26 protein-coding genes and 1 other RNA gene are annotated in these 22,275 nt (G+C 61.7%); 15 read left to right on the top strand and 12 right to left on the bottom strand.

Annotated features, from left to right (window positions below; genetic code table 11):
- Positions 1–247: 247 nt before the first annotated feature.
- From ASD31_RS18770 to ASD31_RS18760, 3 genes are read right to left on the bottom strand one after another with little or no spacing between them, the layout of a single operon-like run.
- Positions 248–1,165: a plasmid partitioning protein RepB C-terminal domain-containing protein gene (locus ASD31_RS18770; protein WP_056337409.1), complete on the bottom strand. Its 918-nt coding sequence runs from the start codon at positions 1,163–1,165 to the stop codon at positions 248–250.
- Positions 1,162–2,076, bottom strand: a complete 915-nt coding sequence (locus ASD31_RS18765) for a plasmid partitioning protein RepB C-terminal domain-containing protein (protein WP_320409410.1) — start codon at positions 2,074–2,076, stop codon at positions 1,162–1,164. The genes ASD31_RS18770 and ASD31_RS18765 overlap by 4 nt, the downstream gene beginning before the upstream one ends.
- Complete coding sequence (locus tag ASD31_RS18760) at positions 2,073–3,647, bottom strand: recombinase family protein (protein ID WP_274534275.1); 1,575 nt, start codon at positions 3,645–3,647, stop codon at positions 2,073–2,075. The genes ASD31_RS18765 and ASD31_RS18760 overlap by 4 nt, the downstream gene beginning before the upstream one ends.
- Positions 3,648–3,742: 95 nt before the next feature.
- On the opposite strand from ASD31_RS18760, the gene ASD31_RS18755 reads away from it, so the two are divergent.
- Positions 3,743–4,129 carry a hypothetical protein gene (locus ASD31_RS18755; protein ID WP_056337406.1) on the top strand — a complete coding sequence of 129 codons (387 nt, stop codon included), beginning with the start codon at positions 3,743–3,745 and terminating at the stop codon, positions 4,127–4,129.
- Positions 4,130–4,363: 234 nt separating this feature from the next.
- On the opposite strand, the gene ASD31_RS18750 is transcribed toward ASD31_RS18755, so the two are convergent.
- Positions 4,364–4,603 (bottom strand): hypothetical protein, encoded by a 240-nt coding sequence (locus ASD31_RS18750; protein WP_056338188.1) that lies wholly within the window; start codon positions 4,601–4,603, stop codon positions 4,364–4,366.
- Positions 4,604–4,757: 154 nt separating this feature from the next.
- Positions 4,758–5,153, bottom strand: coding sequence for a DUF1236 domain-containing protein (locus ASD31_RS18745; protein WP_056337404.1), 396 nt, complete (start codon positions 5,151–5,153; stop codon positions 4,758–4,760).
- Between the two features lie 334 nt (positions 5,154–5,487).
- Here ASD31_RS18745 and ASD31_RS18740 point away from each other — a divergent pair, with 334 nt between their 5' ends.
- From ASD31_RS18740 to ASD31_RS26945, 4 genes are all read left to right on the top strand, one after another.
- The gene (locus ASD31_RS18740) at positions 5,488–6,762 is read left to right on the top strand and encodes an alpha/beta hydrolase (protein WP_082520630.1); all 1,275 of its coding nucleotides are present in this window, start codon (positions 5,488–5,490) and stop codon (positions 6,760–6,762) included.
- A gap of 112 nt (positions 6,763–6,874) precedes the next feature.
- Positions 6,875–7,066: a hypothetical protein gene (locus ASD31_RS18735; RefSeq protein ID WP_056337398.1), complete on the top strand. Its 192-nt coding sequence runs from the start codon at positions 6,875–6,877 to the stop codon at positions 7,064–7,066.
- A 10-nt stretch (positions 7,067–7,076) separates the two neighbouring features.
- On the top strand, positions 7,077–7,256 hold the full coding sequence (locus tag ASD31_RS26840; RefSeq protein WP_056337395.1) for a hypothetical protein: 180 nt from the start codon (positions 7,077–7,079) through the stop codon (positions 7,254–7,256).
- A gap of 12 nt (positions 7,257–7,268) precedes the next feature.
- A complete protein-coding gene (locus ASD31_RS26945; RefSeq protein WP_274534274.1) occupies positions 7,269–7,400 on the top strand; it encodes a hypothetical protein in 132 nt (43 codons plus the stop codon).
- Between the two features lie 49 nt (positions 7,401–7,449).
- Here the strand turns inward: ASD31_RS26945 and ASD31_RS18725 are convergent, their stop codons facing one another.
- Positions 7,450–7,707 carry a BON domain-containing protein gene (locus ASD31_RS18725; protein WP_056337392.1) on the bottom strand — a complete coding sequence of 86 codons (258 nt, stop codon included), beginning with the start codon at positions 7,705–7,707 and terminating at the stop codon, positions 7,450–7,452.
- A 77-nt stretch (positions 7,708–7,784) separates the two neighbouring features.
- The gene (locus ASD31_RS18720; protein ID WP_056338185.1) at positions 7,785–8,039 is read right to left on the bottom strand and encodes a DUF982 domain-containing protein; all 255 of its coding nucleotides are present in this window, start codon (positions 8,037–8,039) and stop codon (positions 7,785–7,787) included.
- A gap of 133 nt (positions 8,040–8,172) precedes the next feature.
- Between ASD31_RS18720 and ASD31_RS18715 the strand changes: the two genes are divergently transcribed.
- Positions 8,173–9,117, top strand: a complete 945-nt coding sequence (locus tag ASD31_RS18715) for an AEC family transporter (protein WP_056337389.1) — start codon at positions 8,173–8,175, stop codon at positions 9,115–9,117.
- A 100-nt stretch (positions 9,118–9,217) separates the two neighbouring features.
- On the opposite strand, the gene ASD31_RS18710 is transcribed toward ASD31_RS18715, so the two are convergent.
- Entirely contained in the window at positions 9,218–10,009 is a 792-nt protein-coding gene (locus ASD31_RS18710; protein ID WP_056337386.1) for a c-type cytochrome, read from the bottom strand.
- 155 nt (positions 10,010–10,164) lie between these two features.
- Here ASD31_RS18710 and ASD31_RS18705 point away from each other — a divergent pair, with 155 nt between their 5' ends.
- The 3 genes from ASD31_RS18705 to ASD31_RS18695 all read left to right on the top strand — a co-directional run bounded on the left by ASD31_RS18705 (position 10,165) and on the right by ASD31_RS18695 (position 13,053).
- Complete coding sequence (locus ASD31_RS18705) at positions 10,165–10,917, top strand: 3-deoxy-manno-octulosonate cytidylyltransferase (RefSeq protein ID WP_056338180.1); 753 nt, start codon at positions 10,165–10,167, stop codon at positions 10,915–10,917.
- Between the two features lie 12 nt (positions 10,918–10,929).
- Positions 10,930–11,784, top strand: coding sequence for a prephenate dehydratase (locus ASD31_RS18700; protein ID WP_056337382.1), 855 nt, complete (start codon positions 10,930–10,932; stop codon positions 11,782–11,784).
- A 216-nt stretch (positions 11,785–12,000) separates the two neighbouring features.
- A complete protein-coding gene (locus ASD31_RS18695) occupies positions 12,001–13,053 on the top strand; it encodes a porin (RefSeq protein WP_056337379.1) in 1,053 nt (350 codons plus the stop codon).
- A 63-nt stretch (positions 13,054–13,116) separates the two neighbouring features.
- Here ASD31_RS18695 and nudC read toward each other — a convergent pair whose 3' ends face one another.
- Positions 13,117–14,091, bottom strand: a complete 975-nt coding sequence (gene nudC / locus ASD31_RS18690; protein ID WP_056337377.1) for an NAD(+) diphosphatase — start codon at positions 14,089–14,091, stop codon at positions 13,117–13,119.
- 2 nt (positions 14,092–14,093) lie between these two features.
- Entirely contained in the window at positions 14,094–14,456 is a 363-nt protein-coding gene (locus ASD31_RS18685; protein WP_056338177.1) for an HIT domain-containing protein, read from the bottom strand.
- A gap of 145 nt (positions 14,457–14,601) precedes the next feature.
- Between ASD31_RS18685 and ffs the strand changes: the two genes are divergently transcribed.
- From ffs to ASD31_RS18675, 3 genes are all read left to right on the top strand, one after another.
- Positions 14,602–14,698: signal recognition particle sRNA small type (gene ffs / locus ASD31_RS25590), an RNA gene on the top strand.
- A gap of 67 nt (positions 14,699–14,765) precedes the next feature.
- Complete coding sequence (locus ASD31_RS18680) at positions 14,766–16,643, top strand: DNA polymerase III subunit gamma/tau (protein WP_056337374.1); 1,878 nt, start codon at positions 14,766–14,768, stop codon at positions 16,641–16,643.
- A 38-nt stretch (positions 16,644–16,681) separates the two neighbouring features.
- Entirely contained in the window at positions 16,682–17,005 is a 324-nt protein-coding gene (locus tag ASD31_RS18675) for a YbaB/EbfC family nucleoid-associated protein (RefSeq protein WP_056337371.1), read from the top strand.
- Positions 17,006–17,026: 21 nt separating this feature from the next.
- On the opposite strand, the gene ASD31_RS18670 is transcribed toward ASD31_RS18675, so the two are convergent.
- Positions 17,027–17,638, bottom strand: a complete 612-nt coding sequence (locus ASD31_RS18670; protein ID WP_056337368.1) for an MOSC domain-containing protein — start codon at positions 17,636–17,638, stop codon at positions 17,027–17,029.
- A gap of 57 nt (positions 17,639–17,695) precedes the next feature.
- Here ASD31_RS18670 and recR point away from each other — a divergent pair, with 57 nt between their 5' ends.
- Both recR and ASD31_RS18660 read left to right on the top strand, forming a co-directional pair.
- A complete protein-coding gene (gene recR, locus ASD31_RS18665; RefSeq protein ID WP_056337366.1) occupies positions 17,696–18,301 on the top strand; it encodes a recombination mediator RecR in 606 nt (201 codons plus the stop codon).
- Positions 18,302–18,447: 146 nt separating this feature from the next.
- Positions 18,448–19,719, top strand: a complete 1,272-nt coding sequence (locus ASD31_RS18660; RefSeq protein ID WP_056337363.1) for a lytic murein transglycosylase — start codon at positions 18,448–18,450, stop codon at positions 19,717–19,719.
- Between the two features lie 31 nt (positions 19,720–19,750).
- On the opposite strand, the gene ASD31_RS18655 is transcribed toward ASD31_RS18660, so the two are convergent.
- On the bottom strand, positions 19,751–21,379 hold the full coding sequence (locus ASD31_RS18655; RefSeq protein WP_056337360.1) for an MFS transporter: 1,629 nt from the start codon (positions 21,377–21,379) through the stop codon (positions 19,751–19,753).
- A 247-nt stretch (positions 21,380–21,626) separates the two neighbouring features.
- Here ASD31_RS18655 and rimP point away from each other — a divergent pair, with 247 nt between their 5' ends.
- Positions 21,627–22,247, top strand: a complete 621-nt coding sequence (rimP, locus tag ASD31_RS18650; protein WP_056337357.1) for a ribosome maturation factor RimP — start codon at positions 21,627–21,629, stop codon at positions 22,245–22,247.
- Positions 22,248–22,275 lie beyond the last annotated feature (28 nt).

Raw genomic sequence — 22,275 nt, 5'->3', positions numbered from 1 at the left:
AAAGGGCGGTGTATTTCCGACAGCAAGTATGGACGTGCCGGGAAAACGCCGCCGCTCCACCGGCACGTCCATATGTACATGACCAGCCAGCGCTGACCATGCGATCGGCGAAAACTCTGCCGACCTGGTGGGCTCCGAGCGGGTTCGCCGCCATTCCCACCGCCGCGCTTGATCCGGCCCACCGTCCGGCGTCTCCTGCGGTCCCCGCGCTTATCGGGTCCGGGTCCCCATCACTTGCCGCGTCGGCCTACTCCGCCTCGGACGGCAAGACGGATGTCATCTCGGCAATCGACTGGAACTCGGCAAAAAACTCTGGCCGGTGCTGCATCAAGTGTCGCACCACGCGCGCGTTCCCGAGCAGCTTGGCGAGGTATCCCTTGATCACGGTCAGCTGCAGATGATCCTGCCCGTAGGTCTCCTGGACAGATGTGATTCCCTCCTGCAGCCTAGCGAGCTCACGCTCCATGCGGGCCATCGCTTCTGGCGTCATTCCCCTCAGGCGCTTGGGTTTGGTAGTTTCAACCAATTGCGCCTGCGGCGTGCCCGCAAGAATCGCGGAGACATAAGCCACTGAATAGTTGTTGGCGTTCACAAGTAGTTCGGCGGCCTCGATCTGTCGCAGTGTCTTCATTTTGCGAAGAACCTCGAAAGCGGCCGAGGTGCAGGGCTTGTCCTTAAGTATCGCGACTGCCTCCTCGCAGATCCCGTCCAGCAGGCGAACCTTGCGCCGAATGCTGCTGGGGTTCAGGTCCAGTGCGGCTGCGATCTTCTCCTCGGGAACGCCGCGCTCAATGGCCTTCAGGATCATCCGGTGCTCCTGGATCGGGGCGAGACGGCTGATCCGCTTGTTGTAAGTGAAGGCTTCATCATCGGTCGAGACGAGGCACTCGACTTGGTCGAAGCCTAGGTCCTTCAGGATCTCGATCCGGAGATGCCCATCGAGGAGAAGGAAGGCGCCATTTTGCCCGGAAGCGCGTACGACGACCGGCGGCTCAACTAGCCCGACCTCACGGACTGATGCCGTGATCTGCCGGTACTTGCGGCTGGACTTGACGGAGGAGCCGAGGGCTCGGACGGGCAGGATCGACTGGATTGGAACGGTCAGGCAGTCATTCTCGAAGGCGAGGACGACCGCACCGGCCGAACTCCGCTTGCCCGATTTCATGTCCGGGCTCCTTCACGCAGCGCATCCGTAAGATACGTTGGGAACGTGTCGAGCCCCTCGGCCCGAAGGAGGGTCAGGAAATGCTCGTCGTCTCGCAGGCTGCGGAATGCCTCGACGACGAAGATCAATCGGCCCTGCGTCAACTCCGCCTTCTTGATTAGAAGTCTTTGGCGGTCCGCCTCCTGCTGATATGCATGAACAAGAGCGTCACTGGTGAGGGGACGCTTGGCGCCATCTTTGCGGCCATAGCGATGGTATTTCAGGTGCGGGCCCTGGGCCTCACGTTGTTGGATGAGGCGGCGCACCGCGGTCAGCTTTTTCCCACGCAGCTTCTTTTGGGTATAGGCATCCATCAGGGCGCGCTGAGCACCTTCGGCGTTGGTCTTTGAGATCTCGATGGCTAGGTTGAGCGGCAGGAGACCGGTCTCCACGGCCGAGACGAGACGTTCCTCGCCGTGATCGAGAAGACCAGCAATCATGCTGACATACTCGGTCGTCACGCCAATCTTGTTGCCAATCTGCCGGTCATCGTAGCCGCGTTTCCGAAGGGTACCGATCTCGCGCATCAGGTCTATCGGCCGATGTTGCCGGCGCGCACAGTTCTCAACAAGGCTCATAACGAGGCACGCGCTTTCGTCGACATTGACCACGATAGCCGGGATCACCTCCTGCTCGAGCTCAACGAAGGCCTCGAGGCGGCCCTGACCACACACAAGATCGAACTCGACTGGGTCGGTACCTGCGCGCTGGGCCACGGTGATGGGCCGCTTCAATCCGATGCGCGCGATGTTCTCGACCATCTCCTCAAAATTGCGGCGGTTGCGCACCCGCGGATTGAGAATGCGGATCTGGCTGGTTGGTATCAGCACCACCTGTTTAGGGTCGTGCTCCTGCAAGTCGTCCGGCATCATGCGGCCTCCGTGATGCGGGTTCGGCCAGCGAGCGTGTAGAAGAAATCGAGCGTGTCGAACCGATATGCGTCCAGCCCGAGTCCGTTTTGCTCGGCAAGGCGGAGCCGATCGTGCGTCATGTCGATGCTGGGAAGGAGATAGTAGTCGCGCGGCGCTTCGTTCAGCTCGTCCATCCGAACGGCGATGGTGATGTCGGGCATCAGACCGGTGTCTAATCGGATGCGCCAACGTAACGATCCTGCCTCTGTCGAATGACACCGGGCGAGAACAATGGATGCGGTGAATTCGCCGTTGAACCGGATCAGCTCCGTGTCCGGTTGTTTTACGGCAATGCCGCCGCGGCGCTCGACGCCGGCGATGATCTGGGAGACCACTTGGGGGTACGATTGTCTCAGCGCCCGGTTGATCTCGATGTAGCGGTAGTCGCGCTCCGGCTCGTATCCGATCAGTCGGTACGCGCGAAGCAGACTGCCGAAACGGCTACGATAGGCGCTTGATGAGGGCTGATCATCCTGTTCATCGATGATCAGACCAGACAACGTGCCTTGTTGCATCAGGATTGCGCGCAAGGCGTCGAGCAGTTCCTCATCCGTGAAGTGGCGACTGCGCGCATCCACGATCTCCCGCGCGCGCAGGAACAGCGCCTGGTCGACGATGGCCGGATAGGCGCCCTCGGCGCGGATCCACATCTCGCGCGGGTTCACGACCCGGCGCTGCTTCAGCTTGAACGACATCTTGGCGAAGACATTGTTTCCGATATATTTCTCGTTCGTCAGGACCTGGTGGACCGTCGCGCGTGTCCATGGGCGGCCGAGATCGGTGTGGTGCCCTTCGGTGTTCAGAGCCTCCGCAATTTCGCGCTCAGAACGGCCCTCAAGTGCGAACATCCGGTACATACGCTGAACGACCCGCTGCTCCTCATCTGGCCCAGGAACCAGGATGACGCGATCCGTCTGCAGGCTCTTCTGTTCGCCGCGCGACAGCTCGCCCTTGGAATTGCCGTGCTCGTCGATGAGCACGCGACGTAAACCGTATCCAGCCGCGCCGCCCTGGCGAAATCCGAGCTCTACAAGTCGGCACTGCCCCGCGAAAACCTTAACCGACAGCTCGCGGCTGTATTCGCCGGCCATCACCCGCTTGACGGTCTTCAGGAGATTAGAGCCAATGCTACCGTCGTTCTCGAACTGCTCACCGCAGTAGTGGACGCGGATACCGGCGCGGGAGCAGACATGCTCATGATAGGCGCCCTCGTCGGCATCCTGGAACCGACCCCAACGGCTGACGTCATAGACGAGGATCGCCTTGAAGTTGGCCTGGCCGGATTGGACCTCGGCCATTAGGTTCTGCAGTGCCTCTCGTCCGTCGAGGCGGAGGCCTGAGCGCCCAGAGTCTTCGAACACTCGCAGGATCTGGAGGCCACGGGCCACAGCGTAGCTGCGGATCACGTCGAGCTGGTTTTCCGTCGAATACTTCTGATGATCCGTCGACATCCGGACGTAGGCGATCGCCGGGATCTCGTCGCCAAGTTTGTCACCACCTGGGGGTCCGTCTTCTGAATAGCGCCCAGTCAACAGATCGTCCTCACGCTATTGCGGGCGCAACTCGTCTTTTACTGCAACGCCTCCGGCTCAACTCTCCTTGCCAATATAAATCTAAGGAGAGTGGAATGTCGTTTCCGAATAAGGGCAAGTTCTTTCCAGATCGAAACGGGCATGAGCGTGATTGCGACGGTCAGCAAGCTATCTGCTTCACTGCCGTTATCGCTGCTGCGCTACGCCGTTCGCTCGGAACCACTGGTGCCGGTGTGAAGACCGTGGCAGGTTGGACCGGTGCGAACGAGAAGACCGTCAAGAACTGGTTTTCTGGGCGCTATGGTCCTAGCGGCGAGCATCTCGCTGTGCTCGTTCGCCATTCCGACGAGGTCCTGAACGCATTTCTGGTGATGGCAGGGCGGCAGGACCTGATGGTGGCGATGAAACTCGCCGCAGCCGAACAGGCGATCATCGAGTTGCTGATTGCCGTTCGCAGCTTGCCGGGCGATGGCGAAGGCTGACCGCCCGCAAGGTGGTTGGACCGGAGAAGTCCTGCGTATCGTACTATTTTCGCCAATTTTCGCAGCGAATTCACCTGCTGCGCAGCACTCCGCCGAGAGAGTTTCCGGCGGGGGGCTTTCCCTCCGCCATTTTTTCCAGATTTGGAATACTGCCCGCTTATTACATGCATTGACGAAGCCGCCGCCGGTAAGGGCGACGGCTCAGGTTTTGAATTTTCAGACGTCACGCGCGGATTAGTTTGCGGGAGCCGTCGTCGTGGCCGGGGCATCGGTCGCGGGGGCCTGGGCTGCCGGGGCGTCGGCGGCCGGCACGTTGACATCCACATTCGTACTGCCGGAATTTCCGCCGAGATCGATCACCCCGCCGAAGATCAGCAGTGCACCGATCACCACAATCGCCAAGACGGCCGCAACGGCCCATCCGGCACCGCTTCCACGGCCGGTATTGATCACTGTAGGTCCACGATCCGTCATTTGGCGCTCCTTCGCGTTGAACTCGAACATAAACGCGCAGGAGGCCCCGCGGTTCCTTGCGCCCTCAATCATCTTTGGCCGGCCCCTGTTCAAGAGGAAAAGGGCGAGCCCTGACGGGGTCGCCCTTTTCGGCCCTGGCTGTGATAGCAGCCGGTTATTGAATGATCTGCACGACCGTGTGGGTCTGCGGATCAACGATCACACGCTGGTCGTTGACGATCGTATAGGCATAGCGCGGATCCTCGGCCACGGGCGTCAGGACGACCGATTGCGGGATGGGCTTGCCGACGACCAGCGGCTGCTCAACGACCACGGATTGCTGGACCGGCTGCTGCTGGACATAGGTGACGACCTGTTCCGGCGGCGGATCGATGGCGGCGCCGGCAACAAGACCGACCGCGCCGCCAACGGCAGCGCCGACCGGACCACCAACGATAGCGCCCGTGACGGCACCACCGGCGGCACCGGTAACGGCTGCATCTTCCGCGAATGCGGCTGGCGACAGCATGCCGAGGACGGCGGCGGAGAGAATAAGGATCTTGGTTTTCATGGCTCACTCCTTTCGTTTGTCATGGCCATGGCACCAACAATGTCGGGAGGCGCCTATCGTTCCGAAAAAGATCATCGCGAATTGTTTCCTTCCGTAACGACACCGGGCAAATGTTCTGGCTGGACGGAAGGGAAGAAGAGCGACTTCTGTCCGGGATTGGCGACACCCTGCTTGTGCCAAAAATGCAATAGCCGGCCGCACCATCGTTCCTCTTGCCGCATCCTTTTCCGCGATGGACTTGACGGAGACTTCCGGCTGTGAGCGATCTGCACCGCTCAGGCCAGTCTCGTGTCAAACCAGTCTCGTGATCTCCTGCCCGATCGGACGCGCATTCATGACTTCACCGTCATCCAGCAGTTCTAGTTCCACAATTGCTCCGGCTCGTACCCGCCTGCGCTGCGCCGCGGGGCTCCTCTCGCTCGTCGTGCTTCTGTCCGGTTGCGGCCATGCCAGGGGCGTCATGGAGCCGGTGGAGCTTTCAGCCAAGGCCAAGGATGTTACCGTCGTCGATATGCTGGTGGCGACCAGCCGGCGGCCGTCCGACGATCCGGCCATCCTGTTTTCCGGCGAGCGCAGCCCTTATCCCTCGATCACCGACGTTGCCGTCTCCATCCCGCCGGACGAGATGCGGGAGGTCGGCACCGTCCAGTGGCCAAAGACACTGCCACCCGATCCGGCCAAGGAATTCGCCGTGGTCCGGGTTAGGCCGGTGCCCACCCTCAAGGATGCCCGTGCCTGGACGCGCCAGCATTCGGCGGCCGGTCACGCGATGGTCTTCGTCCATGGCTTCAACAATACCTATGAGGATTCCATCTTCCGCTTTGCCCAGATCGTCCATGATTCAGGCTCCGACGTGACCCCTATCCTCTTCACCTGGCCCTCCCGGGCCAAGGTGTTCGACTATAATTACGACAAGGAAAGCACCAATTATTCGCGCACCTCGCTGGAATTGACGCTCAGGGCCCTGGTCGAGGACAAGAACATCAAGGACATCACCATTCTCGCCCATTCGATGGGAACATGGCTGGCCATGGAGGCGATCCGGCAGATGGCGATCCGCGAGGGTACCTTGCCGGCCAAGATCGAGAACGTCATTCTCGCTTCGCCCGATATCGATATCGACGTTTTCGCCCGCCAGTGGAGCGAGCTTGGCAAGAAGCGCCCGAATTTCACGATCTTCGTCTCACAGGACGACCGGGCGCTCGCCCTGTCGCGCTATATATCAGGCGATGTGCAGCGCCTGGGGCAGGTCAACCCGGCGGACGAGCCCTATCGCAGCAGCTTCGAAGAGGCCGGCATTACCGTGGTCGACCTGACCAGGGTGAAAACCGAGGGCAGCCTGCGCCATGGGAAATTCGCGGAAAGCCCGGAAATCGTGCAACTGATCGGCAAACGGCTTGTCACCGGCCAGACGTTGACCGATTCGGATATCGGCGTCGGCGATGGCATCACGGCGCTTGTCGCCGGAACGGCCAATACAGTCGGCAAGGTCGCCGCCACGACGGTCGCGACACCGGCGCAGCTTTTCTCCGGGAGCCTCACGCCACCGAAGAAAAAGCCGCCTGTCCTCGACGCAACATTCCTCGGCGAAGCCGAACCGCTGGACTGAACGCTTGAAGCCGGCGAACGCGGTGGCTTGAAGCGCTCCTCCTTGGTGAAATTCGATCTTCGGAACCATCTTGCGGTCCGCATCGTTTTCCTGCCGACAAAGGAGAACCATCATGCCGACCACCATTCCCATTCCAGAAGATGAAACGCCGCGCGGTCCGCAGCCGACGCCCGGCATTCCCGATCGTTCGCAGGACAAGCCGGCCACACCGCCAATCATCGACAAGGGCGACACAAAGAACCCCAACGACCCGGTTCTCGACCCGGCCCTTCTGCCGATCGGCGATCCCGCCGGCATGGCGTGAGGCAGGCACGATGTCGTCCAGCGATAAAAACACCGAACCGGAACAGAAGACGCCCCTCGACGTGCACAGGCCGCCGGGCTCGAATTCCGCGGATGCGCCCTCCAAGGCGCCGCCTGCGGTACAACCGCCCGGCGTCGAAGATGCAAGCGAAAGACCGGTAGTGAACCCCGTCACCGGCGGCACAATCTGACAGGAGCCCAGGATGATCACCTCGGAAACGCAACGGATGGCGGCTCACCGCGAATATCGCCAGATGATGTTTCGACAACTGGTGATGTGGCTTATCGGCGTGCCCCTGCCTATTCTGCTGCTGATCGCAATTTTCATCTATTAATATCCGCACTGATGTCCGGTGGCTTGCCGGCCGGCGTATGGTGGCGCCCTCAGTGAACTCTTACCTCAAGATGATTTTCAACCAGATGGACGCCGATGACCGAGGCGGCCGCCTCCTCGACGCAACCGATTTCCGTTTCGCAGGAGACATGGCCGCTCAACAGGATCGTTCGCCCCAGCGCAACCACCGTCAGGCCGGAAGTATCGATCAATGCCACATACTGGATATAGCGAAATACCTTCCCGGCAAGATCATCATCGGTCAGGTCCGGGCGATCGTCCTGACGGGCATAAATCTGCTTTTCCATGATGCGTTTCCTCCAGGAAAGGAACGCCGGTTTTCCCTGAATGTTCCGCACCGCGAACTGACGCCGGCCCTGAAATCTCAACTGTTTCGCCGAATGTGGATGAAGGCCTCGACCGCGGCCGCGATAAAATCCTGACGAGCATAATCAGCCGGCTGATCGCCCGTCAGCACATAACGGCACATTCGTATGGCGGCCTTGTAGGCCATGCCCTCATGGACGGGCCACCGGTCGAGGAGGCACTCCGCGGCTTCGCGGGTGTTCCGCACGATGCGGTATTGTCCTATTCCGTCGAGTTCGAGAACGACGGGCTCCTGCCACCATTTCTCAATCATCTCCGCCTCCTCACGCATATTCTCATATGAGACTTGCGTGAAATATGATTTTCAACGGCGCGACGGCATGCGGTTGCGGATTTGTGCCGAATAACGCTATGGCGAAGGACCGATTCCCGAGAGGCCGCGCGCGATGTCCGATGTATTCCTGAATGTCGTGCCGATTTTCGTGCTGATCCTGCTTGGCTGGCTGATCGTACGGCTGGACTATCTCAAGGCGAGCGTCGGGGAGGCGCTGGGCGACTTCGTCTTCCGCGTCGCGGTACCCGTGCTTCTGTTTCGCACCATCGCCGTTGCCGATTTCCGGGATGGGTCCCCCTGGGCGCTCTGGGCCGCCTATTTCTCTGGAGTGGCCATCACATGGACGCTCGGCCATCTCGCAGCCACGCTGCTCTTCGGCAAGGATGCCCGTCTCGGCGTACTGGCCGGCGTTTCCTCCGCCTTTGCCAATACGGTGTTCATCGGCCTGCCGCTGGTCTCGCACAGCCTGGGTGAGGAAGGGGTGGTGGCCTTGTCCATCCTCCTGTCCGTCCATCTTCCCGTCATGATGATCGCCGGCACTGTCCTGATGGAGCGTGCCGAGCGTCGCTCCAGCGGCGGCCCCGGCCATAGCCCTTGGCAGCTTTTGAAAGGCATCCTGCGCAATCTGGCCTTCAATCCCCTGGTCATCGGGTTGGTGGCCGGTGCCCTCGTCCATCTGGCCGGGGTGCCGCTCGGCGGCCCGTTCGAGGTCGTGATCGACCAGCTCGCCGCCGTCGCGGCCCCCGCTGCGCTGATATCGATCGGCATGGCGCTCGATAAATACGGCCTTTCGGGCAATAGCGGCCTTGCCGTGCTGACCAGCACCCTGAAGCTCGTCGTGCTGCCGGCCAGCGTTTATTGCGCCTGCCGGCTGCTTGGCCTTGGCGATCACTGGACGGCGGCGCTGGTCCTTACCTCTTCCGTGCCTACCGGCGTCAATGCCTGGCTGATTGCCAATCATTTCAATGTCGGACACGGGCTGGCCTCGACGACGATCACCATCACCACCGCGCTCGGGGTCGTTTCGGTATCCGCCTGGGCCTTCATTCTCCTCTAAAGTCTTGAAAGGCGGCATGGCCGCCCCACCAAGGCTCCACGAAAAAGCCCGGCACGGGGCCGGGCTTTTTTCGTCAATCTTTTGTCCACAAGCGCCTGGCTTATTGGGCCGGGGCGGTCTCGGTGGCGGGCGTTTCTGCCTCGCCATTGGCAGCCGGCTGTTCAGCCGCACCCTCAGTCGCCGGCGCAGTGCCGTTGGCGGCAGGCTGCTCGGCTGCACCTTCCGGTGCGGGCTGTGCAGCATTGCCGTCCGCGGCCGGCTGTGCTGCGTCACTTTCGGCGGCTGGCTGTGCTGCCTCGCCTTCGGCGGCGGCAGGTGCTTCGGCGGCAGGAGCTGCGGCAGCGGATGCATCCGGCAGGGCAACCGGAGAATCGGCCTGCTCACGCAGCCAGGCAATCAGGTTGGCGCGCTCGTCGGGCTTCTTCACACCGGCAAAACCCATCGCTGTGCCGGGAACATGCTTCTTCGGCGCTTCGATGAAGAAGCTCAGGTGATCATAGGTCCAGGTCTTGTTGGCTTCCGCGAAGGTTTTCATGCCAGCCGAATAGCTGAAGCCCTCATGCGAGGCGATCGGGCGATCGACGACGCCCCAGAGATTCGGTCCGACCTTGTTTGCGCCGCCCTTGTCGGCGGTGTGACAGCTCGCGCATTTCTTGAAGACGGCAGCACCGGCCGATGCGTCGGCAGTGGCCAGAAGCGGCTTGATATCGACTTCGACTTCCGCCGCGGCGCCGCCGCCGGTATCCGCCGTGCCTTCCTCGGCGACGATGGCAAAGCCTTCCTTTTCGGGAGTCTCCGAATGGAAAATGCCTTCCGATGCGATCGACACGGTCATCAAAACAAAGACCGTGCCCAGAAAGGCACCCACGCCCATGTTCACATATGAGTTCATCTGTAAACGCTCCCTTGCAACCGGCGCAAACAAAACGCCAGCCTATCTTGAAATCGCGCGGAACCTATGTCTTTTGGCTTTGCGTTGCAACAGACTTTATAAGTGCCGGACTGAGACCTTTTGACACTTTTCCAATGGATTTTGAAGGCCAAAGCATGACCAGCGACAATTTGGACAAAACACTTATCCTCATTCCGGCGCGAATGGCTTCGACCCGCCTCCCCGGCAAGCCGCTCGCCGATATTTGCGGGCTTCCGATGATCGTCCAGGTGGCCCTCAGGGCGCAGGACGCGCAGGCCGGCCGTATCGTTGTCGCGGTCGATGATCGGAAGGTTTTTGATGCCGTCACTGCCGCCGGTTTCGAGGCCGTGATGACCCGGGTGGACCATCAGTCCGGATCCGACCGCATCCATGAGGCGTTGCTGGCCAGCGACCCGGACGGCAAGGCCGACGTGATCATCAATGTCCAGGGCGACCTCCCGACCATCGAGCCGGAGACGATTCGCGCCGCCTTGCGGCCGCTCGCCGATCCCGCCGTCGATATCGCCACGCTTGCCGTGGAGATCGAGGAAGAGGACGACAAGCTCAATCCGAACATCGTAAAGGTGGTCGGGTCGCCCCTGTCCGAAAGTCGGCTAAAGGCGCTTTACTTTACCCGCGCAACCGCGCCGCATGGAAAGGGGCCGCTTTATCACCACATCGGGCTCTATGCCTACCGACGCGCGGCGCTCGAAAAATTCGTCTCGCTGCCACCTTCGGCTCTCGAACAGCGCGAGTCGCTGGAACAGTTGCGAGCGCTTGAGGCCGGCATGCGCATCGACGTCGAGATCGTCAAATCCATCCCGCTTGGCGTCGATACGCCGGCCGACCTTGAAAAAGCACGGCGTCTTCTTACTGCCAACGACTGATCGGAACGCATGATGACCACCAAGACCAACCGGATTTCCTTTCAGGGCGACTACGGCGCCAATTCCGACATGGCCTGCCGCGACATGTTCCCGCAGATGGAGCCGCTGCCCTGCCAGACCTTCGAGGATGCCTTTCTGGCCGTCGATAACGGCGAGGCCGACCTGGCGATGATCCCGATCGAGAACACCATTGCCGGCCGCGTCGCCGATATTCACCACTTGCTGCCTGAATCGCGGCTGCATATCGTCGGCGAATATTTCATGCCGATCCGCTTCCAGCTGATGGTTCTGCCGGGCGTTTCGCGTGACGAGATCAAGACCGTGCACAGCCATATCCACGCGCTCGGCCAGTGCCGCAAGATCGTGCGCGCCAATGGCTGGAGACCGATAGTGGCCGGCGATACCGCCGGCGCCGCCAAGCTGGTGGCGGAAACCGGCGACCGGTCGATGGCAGCGCTTGCACCACGGCTTGCCGCCGATCTCTACAAGCTCGACATCATTGCCGAAAATGTCGAGGACACGGAAAACAACGTGACCCGCTTCGTCGTCCTGGCGCGCGAGGCGCAGGACATTCGCCGCAATAAAGATAATGACGTGATCGTCACAACATTCGTCTTCAATGTCCGCAACATCCCGGCCGCCCTCTACAAGGCGCTTGGCGGCTTTGCGACCAACGGCATCAACATGACCAAGCTCGAAAGCTACCAACTGGGCGGCAAATTCACCGCCACGCAGTTCTATGCCGATATCGAGGGACATCCCGACGACCTGCCCGTGCGCCGGGCGCTCGACGAATTGCGGTTCTTCTCCGAGAAAGTGCGCATCCTCGGCTCCTATGCCGCCCATCCGATGCGGCCCGCGGTGTAGCCGGACAATTGCGGCATAGGCACGCCTGGGACGAATTTAAAGGGCAAAAACTGACCTCTGTAATTCGTGGCCAAAAGATGGTTATTTTACGGTGACCAGATGGTTCGTTGACGCAACAGGCCAGTATGGCATTCGACGATGCGCGTTCATTTTTCGGCAACAATTTATCCGGCGTGGACGGCTCTCCCTGCCGCCATGCGCGGCAGAGGTTCTCCCATGTTTCTCAAGACAGTTTTTCTCGGCTCGGCGGCAGCGCTCATGGCCATCTCCAACGCGGGCGCAGCCGACGCGATTGTGGCGGCCGAACCCGAAGCAATGGAATATGTGCGCGTCTGCGACGCATTCGGCAAAGGCTATTTCTATATTCCCGGCACCGAAACCTGCCTGAAGATCGGCGGCTATGTTCGCTTCGATCTGACGGCCGGCGATGACGTCTATAGCGGCGAAGATATCGGATGGGGAACGCTTACCCGCGCGACGCTGACCTATGACGCGCGCTCCGATACGGAATACGGCACGTTGCGGTCTTTTATCGAGCAGCGGTTCGAGGTTAACGGCGACGGCGACGAAACCGCGAAGCTGATCAGCGCCTATATCGAGCTTGCGGGATTCCGCGCCGGCTTCACCGATTCGCGCTTCGATACCTGGACGGATTCGGCCGGCAACATCATCAGTGACGATGTCATCAACTACACCGGTTCGCGCACCAACCAGGTCAGCTACATCTATGAAGGCGGCAATGGCTTTTCAGCGCTGATCGGCCTGGAAGAAGGTGCCGGCACCTATGATTTCGGTTCCTACAAGGGGGATGATTTTCCGCATGTCATCGGCGGCGTGAAATACGAGCAGGATTGGGGCGGCATCGCGGCCATCGGCGGCTACGACACCAATGCCGAGGCCTTCGGCGGCAAGATCCGCGTCGATGTTACCTTCAACGAGACGCTATCGGCTTTCGTGATGGGTGGTTACCAGTCGGACTGGGACAACGACAATGGCCCGGGCGGCACGCGGCAGCTGAATTATTACGGCCCATGGTATGGCGACTGGGCGGTCTGGGGCGGTTTTTCCGCCAATCTCTCGGAGAAGGCTTCGCTCAACGGCCAGGCAGCCTATGAGGAAGACGGAACGTTTGCCGCGGCTCTCAATGTCGAATATGCGCTCGTGCCGGGCCTCAAGCTGATGCCGGAAATCAACTATACCGATTTCGGCGGAGAGCGTGGCAGCGGCGACGCGATCGGCGGGACTTTCCGCCTGCAGCGCGACTTCTAAGCAAGGGCAGGATGCCGGATAAAGTACGGCGCCCGTCTTGCGGGCGCCGGCCCTCCTGACCGCCTATTGCGGCCAGTCCAGCCAGTCGCGCATCAGCTGATGGGCGATGGCGCCTTTCGGCGGTGGCCCGAGTTCGCCCGCCGACAAGGCCACACCGGTATTGCGCGACAGCATCGCGGCCGTTTCCTCGCGGGTGAACCAGCGGCAATCTTCCAGTTCCTGCTCGTCGCAGTGGATATCGTGCGACCTCGCCTCTGCATAGCAGCCGATCATCAGCGTGTGCGGCATCGGCCAGGGCTGCGAGGCATGGTAGCGGACACGGCCGATGCGGATGCCGGATTCCTCCTGCGTCTCGCGCCGGACGGCATTTTCCATCGTTTCTCCCGGCTCCACGAAACCGGCCAGGCAGGAATACATGCCTTCGGGAAAATGCGGGCTGCGGCCAAGCAGGCAGAGATCGCGTTCCAGGTCGATGGTCAGCATGATGACGACCGGATCGGTGCGCGGAAAGGTCATATGACCGCAGCCGGTACAGATGCGGCGATAGCCGCCGGCCTTACTCTCCATCGCCGATCCGCATTTACCGCAGAAGCGGTTGGTGGCGTTCCAGCTGATCAGGCTCGAGGCCTGCGCGAACTGGCCCAGCAATTCGTCCGTCAGCATCTGCTGGCGATAAAGCGTGCGGCCATCGGCAAGCTTGAAGGGTTCGGGAAGGGTTTCTTCGGTGAGCTTGATCGGCACGGCCAGCCGCGGCTCGCCATTGGCGATAAAACCGAGCAGGATCGCATCGTCGAGTTCAGGCTCCAGGCCTGCCAGCTCATAGGGCGCAAACAGGGGATCGATGACCTTCTCGTCATGCTTGACGACCAGCTTGCCGCCGGAAAAGACAAAGACATGGGCACCCTGCTTGCGGAACGCCGTTTCCAGGCAATCGTCGGGGCGATGTTCGGATTGTCTGTCGAGATGATTTTCGGAGAAGGCGACGAGCGTGCTCGGCTCGGGATGCGGGCTGTGCAGGTCGAAGATCGATTTCGTCATGGTCAGAGATTTTCCACTATCCGTGCTGCGAATGCCTTGCGCCCGCTTTCGTCCCAGGGTTCGGCCGAACCGAAACCCCAGACCGGCCCCGGCCAGTTGGCATCGCCTTCGCTGCGGGCGATGACATGGACATGGAGCTGGCGGACGATATTGCCGAGCGCGCCGACATTGATCTTCGTCGCCCCGGTCGCCTTTTTCAATGCCAGAGCGACCATGTTCGTCTCGAAGGTCAGCATCGCCTGGTCGAGCGGCGTCAGGTCAAACACTTCCGAGATGCCGCCGCGCTGCGGAATAAGCACCAGCCAGGGCCAGCGCCGGTCATTGTGGACGCGCAACTGGCAAAGCCCGAGCGTGGTGACCAACATTCCGTCACGCTCAAGGCGTTCATCGATCTCGAAGGCGGACAAGCAACTCTCCCATGACTTTGATTTCCCGTTTGTTTGCACATCGATAGCAGTTTTTTGAAGGCTTGGCTTGCATTTGGTTTGGATATTGCCGATATGAGAACCGGGAGGTTGGTGGTGGACGAGCCACTCGCCAACCGGGTCAGGTCCGGAAGGAAGCAGCCCCAACGAGCCAGGCACGGGTCATCGTGCCAGCCTCCCACCCTTTTCCTTCTGTCCTGTCCGGACACGACTTGCACCCAAGCGGCCCCATGGTGGGAAAAAAGGGCGATGAGCGAAGATAGCCTGATCCCGACATCCGAAACGCCCGCCGCCTACCGCGTTCTGGCGCGCAAATACCGGCCGAAGGACTTCTCCGACCTGATGGTCGGGCAGGAACCGATGGTGCGCACGCTCACCAATGCGTTCGAGACCGGCCGCATCGCCCAGGCCTATATGCTGACCGGGGTGCGCGGCGTCGGCAAGACCACCACCGCCCGCATCCTTGCCCGCGCGCTCAACTACAAGACATCTGACACCGACAAGCCGACCATCGACCTGCGCATTCCCGGCGAGCATTGCCAGGCGATCATGGAAGGCCGCCATGTCGATGTGATCGAGATGGACGCCGCCTCCCATACCGGCATCGACGATATCCGCGAGATCATCGAGCAGGTGCGCTACCGGCCGGTTTCGGCGCGCTACAAGGTCTATATCATCGACGAAGTGCACATGCTCTCGACCCAGGCCTTCAACGGCCTGTTGAAGACGCTCGAAGAGCCGCCGGAGCACGTCAAGTTCATCTTTGCGACCACCGAAATCCGCAAGGTGCCGATCACCGTGCTCTCGCGCTGCCAGCGCTTCGACCTGCGGCGCATCGGCGCGTCCGATCTCGTCGGCCTGTTCACCACCATTCTCGGCAAGGAGGGCATTTCCGCCGATCCGGACGCCATGGCGATGATCGCCCGCGCCGCCGAAGGCTCTGCCCGCGACGGCCTGTCCCTGCTCGACCAGGCGATCGCCCATGGCGGCGGCATTGTCGAGGTGGAGGCGGTGCGCTCGATGCTCGGCCTTGCCGACCGCGCCCGCATCGTCGATCTGTTTTCCCATATCGTCAAAGGCGATGTGGCCGCGGCGCTGGACGAATTTGCCGGCCAATACGAGATGGGCGCCAGCCCCGCTGTCGTGCTGACCGACCTTGCCGATTTCACCCATCTCGTTACCCGGCTGAAATATGTGCCGGATGCCGCCAACGACCAGTCGCTGAGCGAGATCGAACGGACACGCGGCGCTGAATTTGCCGAGGGCGTCGCCGTGACGACGCTCTCGCGCATCTGGCAGATGTTGCTCAAGGGCATTCCCGAGACGGAAGCCTCGTCGCGCCCGGCGGGAGCCGCTGAAATGGTGCTGATCCGGCTTGCCCATGCCGCACACCTGCCTTCGCCGGAAGACGCCGCACGGCGCCTCATGGAACTGTCGAACGGCGAAGCGCCACGTCAGCCCCTGGCACCGGGCAACGGCAATGGCGGCGGCACCCAGGCCTCGATAGCTGCGCCAGTTCAGGCGCGTGGCAGCGACATGATGCCGGCGCAGCGCACTACCGGAAACGGCGCCACCATGCTGCGCGCCGTGCCGGATGCAGCGCCGCAAGCCATGCCGGTCGGCAGGGTCGAGGAGAGGCCCGTCGAGGCGCCTGCCGCGAAAGCCGAGCCGAAGATTACCGTCCGCTCCGTCAGCGACATTGCCGATCTCTGCGGCACAAACCGCGACATCAAGCTGAAGACCCTCGTGCGCGGCTTCGTCCGGCTGGTCAATCTCGAGCCGGGGCGACTGGAAATCAACCTGCCCGACGATGCACCGAAGACGCTGGTCGCCGAATTGCAGAAGAAGCTGGAAGAGTGGACCGGCATTCGCTGGATGGTCATTCTCAGCCGCGAACCCGGCGCGCCGACCCTGATCGAGGCCGAGACGCAGGCGCAGGAAAAACGCGTCAGCGACGCCCGCCAGGACCCCGATGTGGCCGCCATTCTCGCCCGCTTCCCCGGCGCCAAGATTACCGATGTCAGGATCAAAGGCCCCGAGCTGGAAGAGGATCTCGAGCCGGTAGCGGTGGCCGCCGCCGAATCCGAAGAGGGCGACATCCTTCCCGGCGACGATATCGAGCACTAGTTTAAGATTTATCGAGACATTCAGAAGAGGACAGGGCGATGCGCGACATCATGGGCATGATGGGCAAGGTCAAGGAAATGCAGGCCAAGATGGAGAAGATGCAGGAAGAGATTTCCGCGCTCGAAGTCGACGGCTCCTCCGGCGGCGGCCTGGTGACCCTGCGCATGGACGGCAAGGGCAATCTCAAGGGACTGAAGATCGACCCGTCGCTGTTCAAGGAGGACGATGTCGAAATCCTCGAGGATCTGATCGTCGCCGCCCACAAGGACGGCAAGGACAAGGCCGAGGCGATCACCGCCGAAAAGACCCGCGAACTGACAGCCGGCCTGCCGATCCCGCCGGGCATGAAACTGCCGTTCTGACCGGCGCCGGCAGGATATCTCTCAACCCGTCAGCCTGGCTCTGAGCTTATAATGGATCGGGGCCGCCAGATAGCGGGCCCGGTCCTCGTCGGAGAGGTTCTTGCCATAGGTTTCGAGCATTTCCGGCATCAGCACCGGCGGGCCGGAATAGGCGTGATAGACAATGGCATCTCCGGCCCGGACGACGCCGTCCTTCAATACCCGGCAATAGAAGCCCGGCCGCCCGGCCCTGACGAACCTCCTTGCAAAACCCGGATCGCCCATGCGGGCGGAAAGCGTGGCGCAGGGGATGCGGGTGGAGGTGACCTCCAGTTCCACCGTCTCCGTGACGAAACGATCGCCAACCGAAATCTTGCGGCTGTCGGCACCCTCGATCACCAGGTTTTCACCGAACGTGCCGGGTTCCAGCACGCGATCCAGTTCCCTTGCCCACCAGTCGAGGTCGATGGTGCCGAGCGCATAGACGGCCTGATCGACGCCGCCATGGTGTTTGCGGTTGCAGATTCTATCGCCGATCAGCCCCTCGCGATCGACCATCACGCCGGCCTCGACCGAATGTTTGAAGATGCCGGTCTTGTAGGACTTGCCGGGCAAGGTTTCAGCGCTGCCGGCACAGACGGCAAGGATTTTCATGGATGGCGACCCCGTTCAGCGATTCCGTTCGATGTGGATATGAGATAGAACCGCCGCATGGCAAAGCGAGTCACAGGCCCCGAAATCGAAAAACTCATTCAGCTCCTGGCAAAGGTGCCCGGGCTCGGACCGCGCTCGGCGCGGCGCGCGGCCCTGCACCTCGTCAAGAAGAAGGATCAATTGCTCGGGCCATTGGCCGATGCCATGGGTGAGGCGCATGCGAAGGTGCGCATCTGCTCCTGTTGCGGCAATGTCGATACCAGCGATCCGTGCAGCGTCTGCTCCGATGAGCGGCGCGACAATTCGGTGATCATCGTCGTCGAGGACGTGTCCGACCTCTGGGCGTTGGAGCGGGCCAGCGCGATGAACACAGCCTATCACGTGCTCGGCGGCACCTTGTCGCCGCTCGACGGCGTCGGCCCGGACGACCTCAATATCCGCGGCCTGGTGGAACGGGTGTCCAAGGGTGGCGTGCGCGAGTTGATCATCGCGGTCAACGCCACCGTCGAGGGCCAGACGACGGCCCATTACATCACCGACCAGCTCGACGGCCTGGGCGTCAAGATCACCAGGCTCGCCCACGGCGTGCCGGTCGGTGGCGAACTGGATTATCTGGACGAGGGAACGCTGACGGCGGCGCTCCGGGCGAGGACGGCGATATGAGGAAACCTCTGAATATGCCGTGGCTTCCCCCCCTCTGTCACTTCGTGACCTCTCCCGCTCAAGGGAGGAGATCATTCCTTTCCCTCGTTGGCCACATTGTCAGGCAGGCACAACAGTCTCGGTCAATCTCCCCCCTTGAGGGGGAGATGTCGGCGTCGCCGACAGAGGGGGGTACTCTCCGAAGGACGTTGACGGCAGCCTTCGCCGCGCTGCTCCTCCTCTCATCCTCCCCCGTCCTCGCCGCCTCCAAGGCCGATACCGAAGCCCAGTTCCGGCAGTGGCTGCAGGCCGATCTCTGGCCGGAAGCCCAAAAATCCGGGATTTCGCAAAAATCCTTCACGGCCGCCTTCGCCGATGTGAAACTCAATTGGGACCTGCCCGATCTGGTGCCACCGGGCACTAAGCCGCCGGGCGAACGCAAGCAGAGCCAGGCGGAATTTTCCTCGCCCGGCGCCTATTTTTCCGAAAAGAGGCTGCAGGGGTTGGCGGCGACCGGCCGCAGCCTTGCCAAGAGCCATGCCGCGACGCTGCGCCGGATCGAGAAGGCCTATGGCGTTCCCGGATCGATCATCGTTGCCATCTGGGGCCGGGAATCCGGCTTCGGCCGGGCGAAAATCCCCCATCCGGTCATGGATGTGCTCGCGACCAAGGCCTTCATGTCGACGCGGCCCGACCTCTTCCGGCGCGAACTGGTGGCCGCACTCCATATTCTCGACAGCGGCGATGTGCGCGAGGCGGACATGAAGGGCTCCTGGGCCGGCGCCATGGGCCAGCCGCAGTTCCTGCCGACGAGTTTCCTGAAATATGCCGTCGATTTCGATGGCGACGGGCGACGCGACATCTGGACGTCAGTGCCGGATACGCTCGCCTCGATCGCCAACTATCTCTCCGAAAAAGGCTGGCAACGCGGCCGCGACTGGGGTTTCGAGGTCAAAATCCCGCAGGACATCTCCTGCGCGCAGGAAGGGCCGGACCTGGCCAAGCCGATCGCGCAATGGGCAACGACCGGCATCGAGCGCATATCCGGCAAGGCTTTCCCTGCGCGCGAGACGAAGGCGGACGGCATGATGCTGGTGCCGGCCGGCCGGCACGGTCCGGAATTTATCGTCACGCCGAATTTCTACGTGATCAAGGAATATAACAACTCCGATCTCTACGCCCTGTTCATCGGCAATCTCGCCGACCGGATCTCGTCCGGTAGCGGCGCCTTCAAGGCCGGCTTCGGCGATGTCGGCAAGATGCTGCGCTCGGACGTTTTGCACATGCAGAAAGCCCTCCAGGCGAAAGGCTATGATGTCGGCAAGGCTGATGGGCTGGCAGGCTACAAGACCCGCCGGTCGCTGGGCGACTGGCAGGCGAAGAACGGTTTGAGTCCGACCTGCTTTCCGGATGCGGGATTGAAGGCAAAGCTCAGATAGTTTCGCCTCCGGACTTCACCATCTCAATCGGCTAGTGCATATCGACCTGCTGCTTGTAGCGCTCGTAGTCATAGGGAAGGATGGTCTGGCGTTCGATCATCCGATGCACCCGTGGCGGGGCTTCGCCGCGGTGGAGCGCCAGCAGCCGGTCGCCGATGATCGCATCGGCCTGGGTGCGGCGCTGATTGTGGCGGACATATTCGATCCAGGTCGGCACATGATAGGTCTCCGTCCAGACCGTCGGATTTTCCAGATCCCGCATCAAACCCCATTGGCCGGCACCGTCACGGATGCGGATGCGCCGCCGATCGGCCATGGCGGTCAGGAATTTCGGCACGTCTTCATCGGCGATCTCATAGTCGATCATCACCACGATCGGGCCGCTGCGCGGTTTCAGGTCCAGCTTCAGGAGCGGCTCGGAGAAGCGATTGAGCGGATCGAGATTGAGGGACAGGAACTCCGGCAGCGGCAGGCGCAGTCCGATCGCCGCGCCGACAATCATCACCAGCGCGGAGGCCATCAGCGCATAGGCAGGACCATAGGCTTCGGCTGCGTGACCCCAGATCCAGCTGCCGGCAGCGATCCCGCCAAAGGTTGTCGTCTGGTAGAGCGAAAGGGCGCGCCCGACCACCCAACGCGGCGTTGAAAGCTGTACCGTCGTATTGAACAGCGACAGGGCGAGCACCCATCCGGCGCCCGACAGCAGCAGCGCCAGGCTTGTGAGCCAGCCATAGGGGCTGAGCGCCGTGATCAGGCTGCTTACCGCGAAACCGCCAAAGGCGATGCGCACCACCCATTCGCTCGACAGATGCTCACGCAGCCGGGCACTCAGAAGCGCACCGCCGATCGCACCGACCCCGAAGGCCCCGAGCATGATGCCATAGGTCAGCGGTCCGCCAGAGACGAGATCGCGCGCCACCAGCGGCAAGAGCGCCAGGATGGCGCTGCCCGAAAGCCCGAAGACGAAGCCGCGGAACATCACCTTGCCGATATTGGGCGACATGGCCACATAGCGCAGGCCCGCCGAAATTGCCCGGCCCATCGATTCGCGCGGCAACGCGCTCAGACTCACTTCCCGGCGCCAGCGCACCAGCGCGAAGATAATGGCGAAATAACTGAGCGTATTGACTGCGAAGGCAGCCGCGGCGCCGGCAGCGGCGACAATGGCGCCGCCGACCGCCGGGCCGACACTGCGCGTCAGGTTGAAACCCATGCTGTTGAGAGCCACGGCGGCGGGAAGGACATCGCGCGGCACCATGTCTCCGACCGAGGCCTGCCAGGACGGATTGTTGAGCGCTGTGCCGCAACCGATGAGGAAGGTGAAGAACAGGAGCAGCCAGGGCGTGATCAATCCGACATAGGCGCAGAATGTCAGCGCGGCCGAGACGCACAGCATGAAACACTGGGCGGTGAGCATGATCCGGCGCCGGTCGAAATTATCGGCGAGCGCGCCCGAGACCAGCGAAAACAGCATGATCGGCAAGGCCGTGGAGGCCTGCACCAGCGCCACCATGTTCACCGAGTTGGAAATCGAGGTCATCATCCAGGCGGCGCCGACGGCCTGGATGAGGCCGCCGAAATTGGAAGCAAGGCTTGCTACCCAGATGATGCGGAACGTATCGTGCCTGAAGGGCGCCAATGGCGATAGTCGTTGCGGCAAGGCGCTTTTCCAATCTCGTCTGTCTTTGCTGGCAATTTAGGCCAGTTGATGTGTCGGGCAAGCAAAAGCATCGCGGCGGCGGAATTTTGTCGCCGAGCGCCGGATCATGCTTTTGCCACCTCGGCCGACGGCTTGCATTTATCGACGATGGAGCGTATATGAAGCTCAAATTCTTGATCGGTTGATGAAGAGTGGGCCCGTCAGGACCCGCTCTTTTTTATTACCCGATAGACCGGGAGAGCCTCGTTTGTCCGACATGACAGCGACAGAAAATACCATGGAGCCGCGACTGGTGACCGAAACCGGGATCGATCGGCGTGTTGCCGATATCATCGAGCCCGTTCTTACGCCTATGGGATACCAGCTTGTTCGCGTTCGCCTTTCCTCGCAGAACGGCGCCACACTGCAGATCATGGCCGAGCGGCCCGACGGCACGATGACGGTGGAAGACTGCGAAGCGATTTCGACGGCCATTTCGCCTGTGCTCGATGTGGAAGATCCGATCGAAAAGGCCTATCATCTGGAAGTGTCGTCACCCGGCATCGACCGGCCGATGGTGCGCAAATCGGATTTCAGTCGCTGGTCCGGCCACCTGATCAAGTGCGAGACCTCGGTGCTCGTCGATAGCCGCAAGCGTTTTCGCGGCAAGATCGTTTCGGCCGACGACGAGGGTTTTACCATCGAGCGCGACCAGCCGGCTGCCGGCGAAGCGCCGATGGTGACCATTCCATTCACGGCGCTGGCGGAAGGCAGGCTGATCCTGACGGACGACCTGATCCGCGACGCGCTGACGGCGGACAAGAAAGCAAAGGCCGCGCAAGAAGCGGCCAACGAAAACTTCGAAGACGAAGATTCGCCGATCAATTGAGTTTAGGCGCGGGAACGCCTCTGGGAGA

It is taken from the genome of Rhizobium sp. Root482, from assembly GCF_001426565.1.
Lineage (GTDB): Bacteria > Pseudomonadota > Alphaproteobacteria > Rhizobiales > Rhizobiaceae > Pararhizobium.
This window is presented reverse-complemented; position numbering and strand designations above follow the sequence as displayed.

Excerpts from the sequence above, each read along its gene's own strand:
- ASD31_RS18675 (WP_056337371.1), top strand. The coding sequence starts at position 16,682 with ATGCGCGACATCATGGGCATGATGGGCAAGGTCAAGGAAATGCAGGCC.
- ASD31_RS18705 (WP_056338180.1), top strand. The coding sequence starts at position 10,165 with ATGACCAGCGACAATTTGGACAAAACACTTATCCTCATTCCGGCGCGA.
- ASD31_RS18720 (WP_056338185.1), bottom strand. The coding sequence starts at position 8,039 with ATGATTGAGAAATGGTGGCAGGAGCCCGTCGTTCTCGAACTCGACGGA.
- ASD31_RS26840 (WP_056337395.1), top strand. The coding sequence starts at position 7,077 with ATGTCGTCCAGCGATAAAAACACCGAACCGGAACAGAAGACGCCCCTC.
- ASD31_RS18740 (WP_082520630.1), top strand. The coding sequence starts at position 5,488 with ATGACTTCACCGTCATCCAGCAGTTCTAGTTCCACAATTGCTCCGGCT.
- ASD31_RS26945 (WP_274534274.1), top strand. The coding sequence starts at position 7,269 with ATGATCACCTCGGAAACGCAACGGATGGCGGCTCACCGCGAATATCGC.
- ASD31_RS18745 (WP_056337404.1), bottom strand. The coding sequence starts at position 5,153 with ATGAAAACCAAGATCCTTATTCTCTCCGCCGCCGTCCTCGGCATGCTG.
- ASD31_RS18715 (WP_056337389.1), top strand. The coding sequence starts at position 8,173 with ATGTCCGATGTATTCCTGAATGTCGTGCCGATTTTCGTGCTGATCCTG.
- ASD31_RS18680 (WP_056337374.1), top strand. The coding sequence starts at position 14,766 with ATGAGCGAAGATAGCCTGATCCCGACATCCGAAACGCCCGCCGCCTAC.
- nudC (WP_056337377.1), bottom strand. The coding sequence starts at position 14,091 with ATGACGAAATCGATCTTCGACCTGCACAGCCCGCATCCCGAGCCGAGC.
- ASD31_RS18770 (WP_056337409.1), bottom strand. The coding sequence starts at position 1,165 with ATGAAATCGGGCAAGCGGAGTTCGGCCGGTGCGGTCGTCCTCGCCTTC.
- ASD31_RS18710 (WP_056337386.1), bottom strand. The coding sequence starts at position 10,009 with ATGAACTCATATGTGAACATGGGCGTGGGTGCCTTTCTGGGCACGGTC.
- ASD31_RS18765 (WP_320409410.1), bottom strand. The coding sequence starts at position 2,076 with ATGATGCCGGACGACTTGCAGGAGCACGACCCTAAACAGGTGGTGCTG.
- ASD31_RS18700 (WP_056337382.1), top strand. The coding sequence starts at position 10,930 with ATGACCACCAAGACCAACCGGATTTCCTTTCAGGGCGACTACGGCGCC.
- recR (WP_056337366.1), top strand. The coding sequence starts at position 17,696 with ATGGCAAAGCGAGTCACAGGCCCCGAAATCGAAAAACTCATTCAGCTC.
- ASD31_RS18660 (WP_056337363.1), top strand. The coding sequence starts at position 18,448 with ATGTCGGCGTCGCCGACAGAGGGGGGTACTCTCCGAAGGACGTTGACG.
- ASD31_RS18755 (WP_056337406.1), top strand. The coding sequence starts at position 3,743 with ATGTCGTTTCCGAATAAGGGCAAGTTCTTTCCAGATCGAAACGGGCAT.
- ASD31_RS18695 (WP_056337379.1), top strand. The coding sequence starts at position 12,001 with ATGTTTCTCAAGACAGTTTTTCTCGGCTCGGCGGCAGCGCTCATGGCC.
- ASD31_RS18685 (WP_056338177.1), bottom strand. The coding sequence starts at position 14,456 with ATGTTGGTCACCACGCTCGGGCTTTGCCAGTTGCGCGTCCACAATGAC.
- ASD31_RS18725 (WP_056337392.1), bottom strand. The coding sequence starts at position 7,707 with ATGGAAAAGCAGATTTATGCCCGTCAGGACGATCGCCCGGACCTGACC.
- ASD31_RS18735 (WP_056337398.1), top strand. The coding sequence starts at position 6,875 with ATGCCGACCACCATTCCCATTCCAGAAGATGAAACGCCGCGCGGTCCG.
- ASD31_RS18670 (WP_056337368.1), bottom strand. The coding sequence starts at position 17,638 with ATGAAAATCCTTGCCGTCTGTGCCGGCAGCGCTGAAACCTTGCCCGGC.
- ASD31_RS18750 (WP_056338188.1), bottom strand. The coding sequence starts at position 4,603 with ATGACGGATCGTGGACCTACAGTGATCAATACCGGCCGTGGAAGCGGT.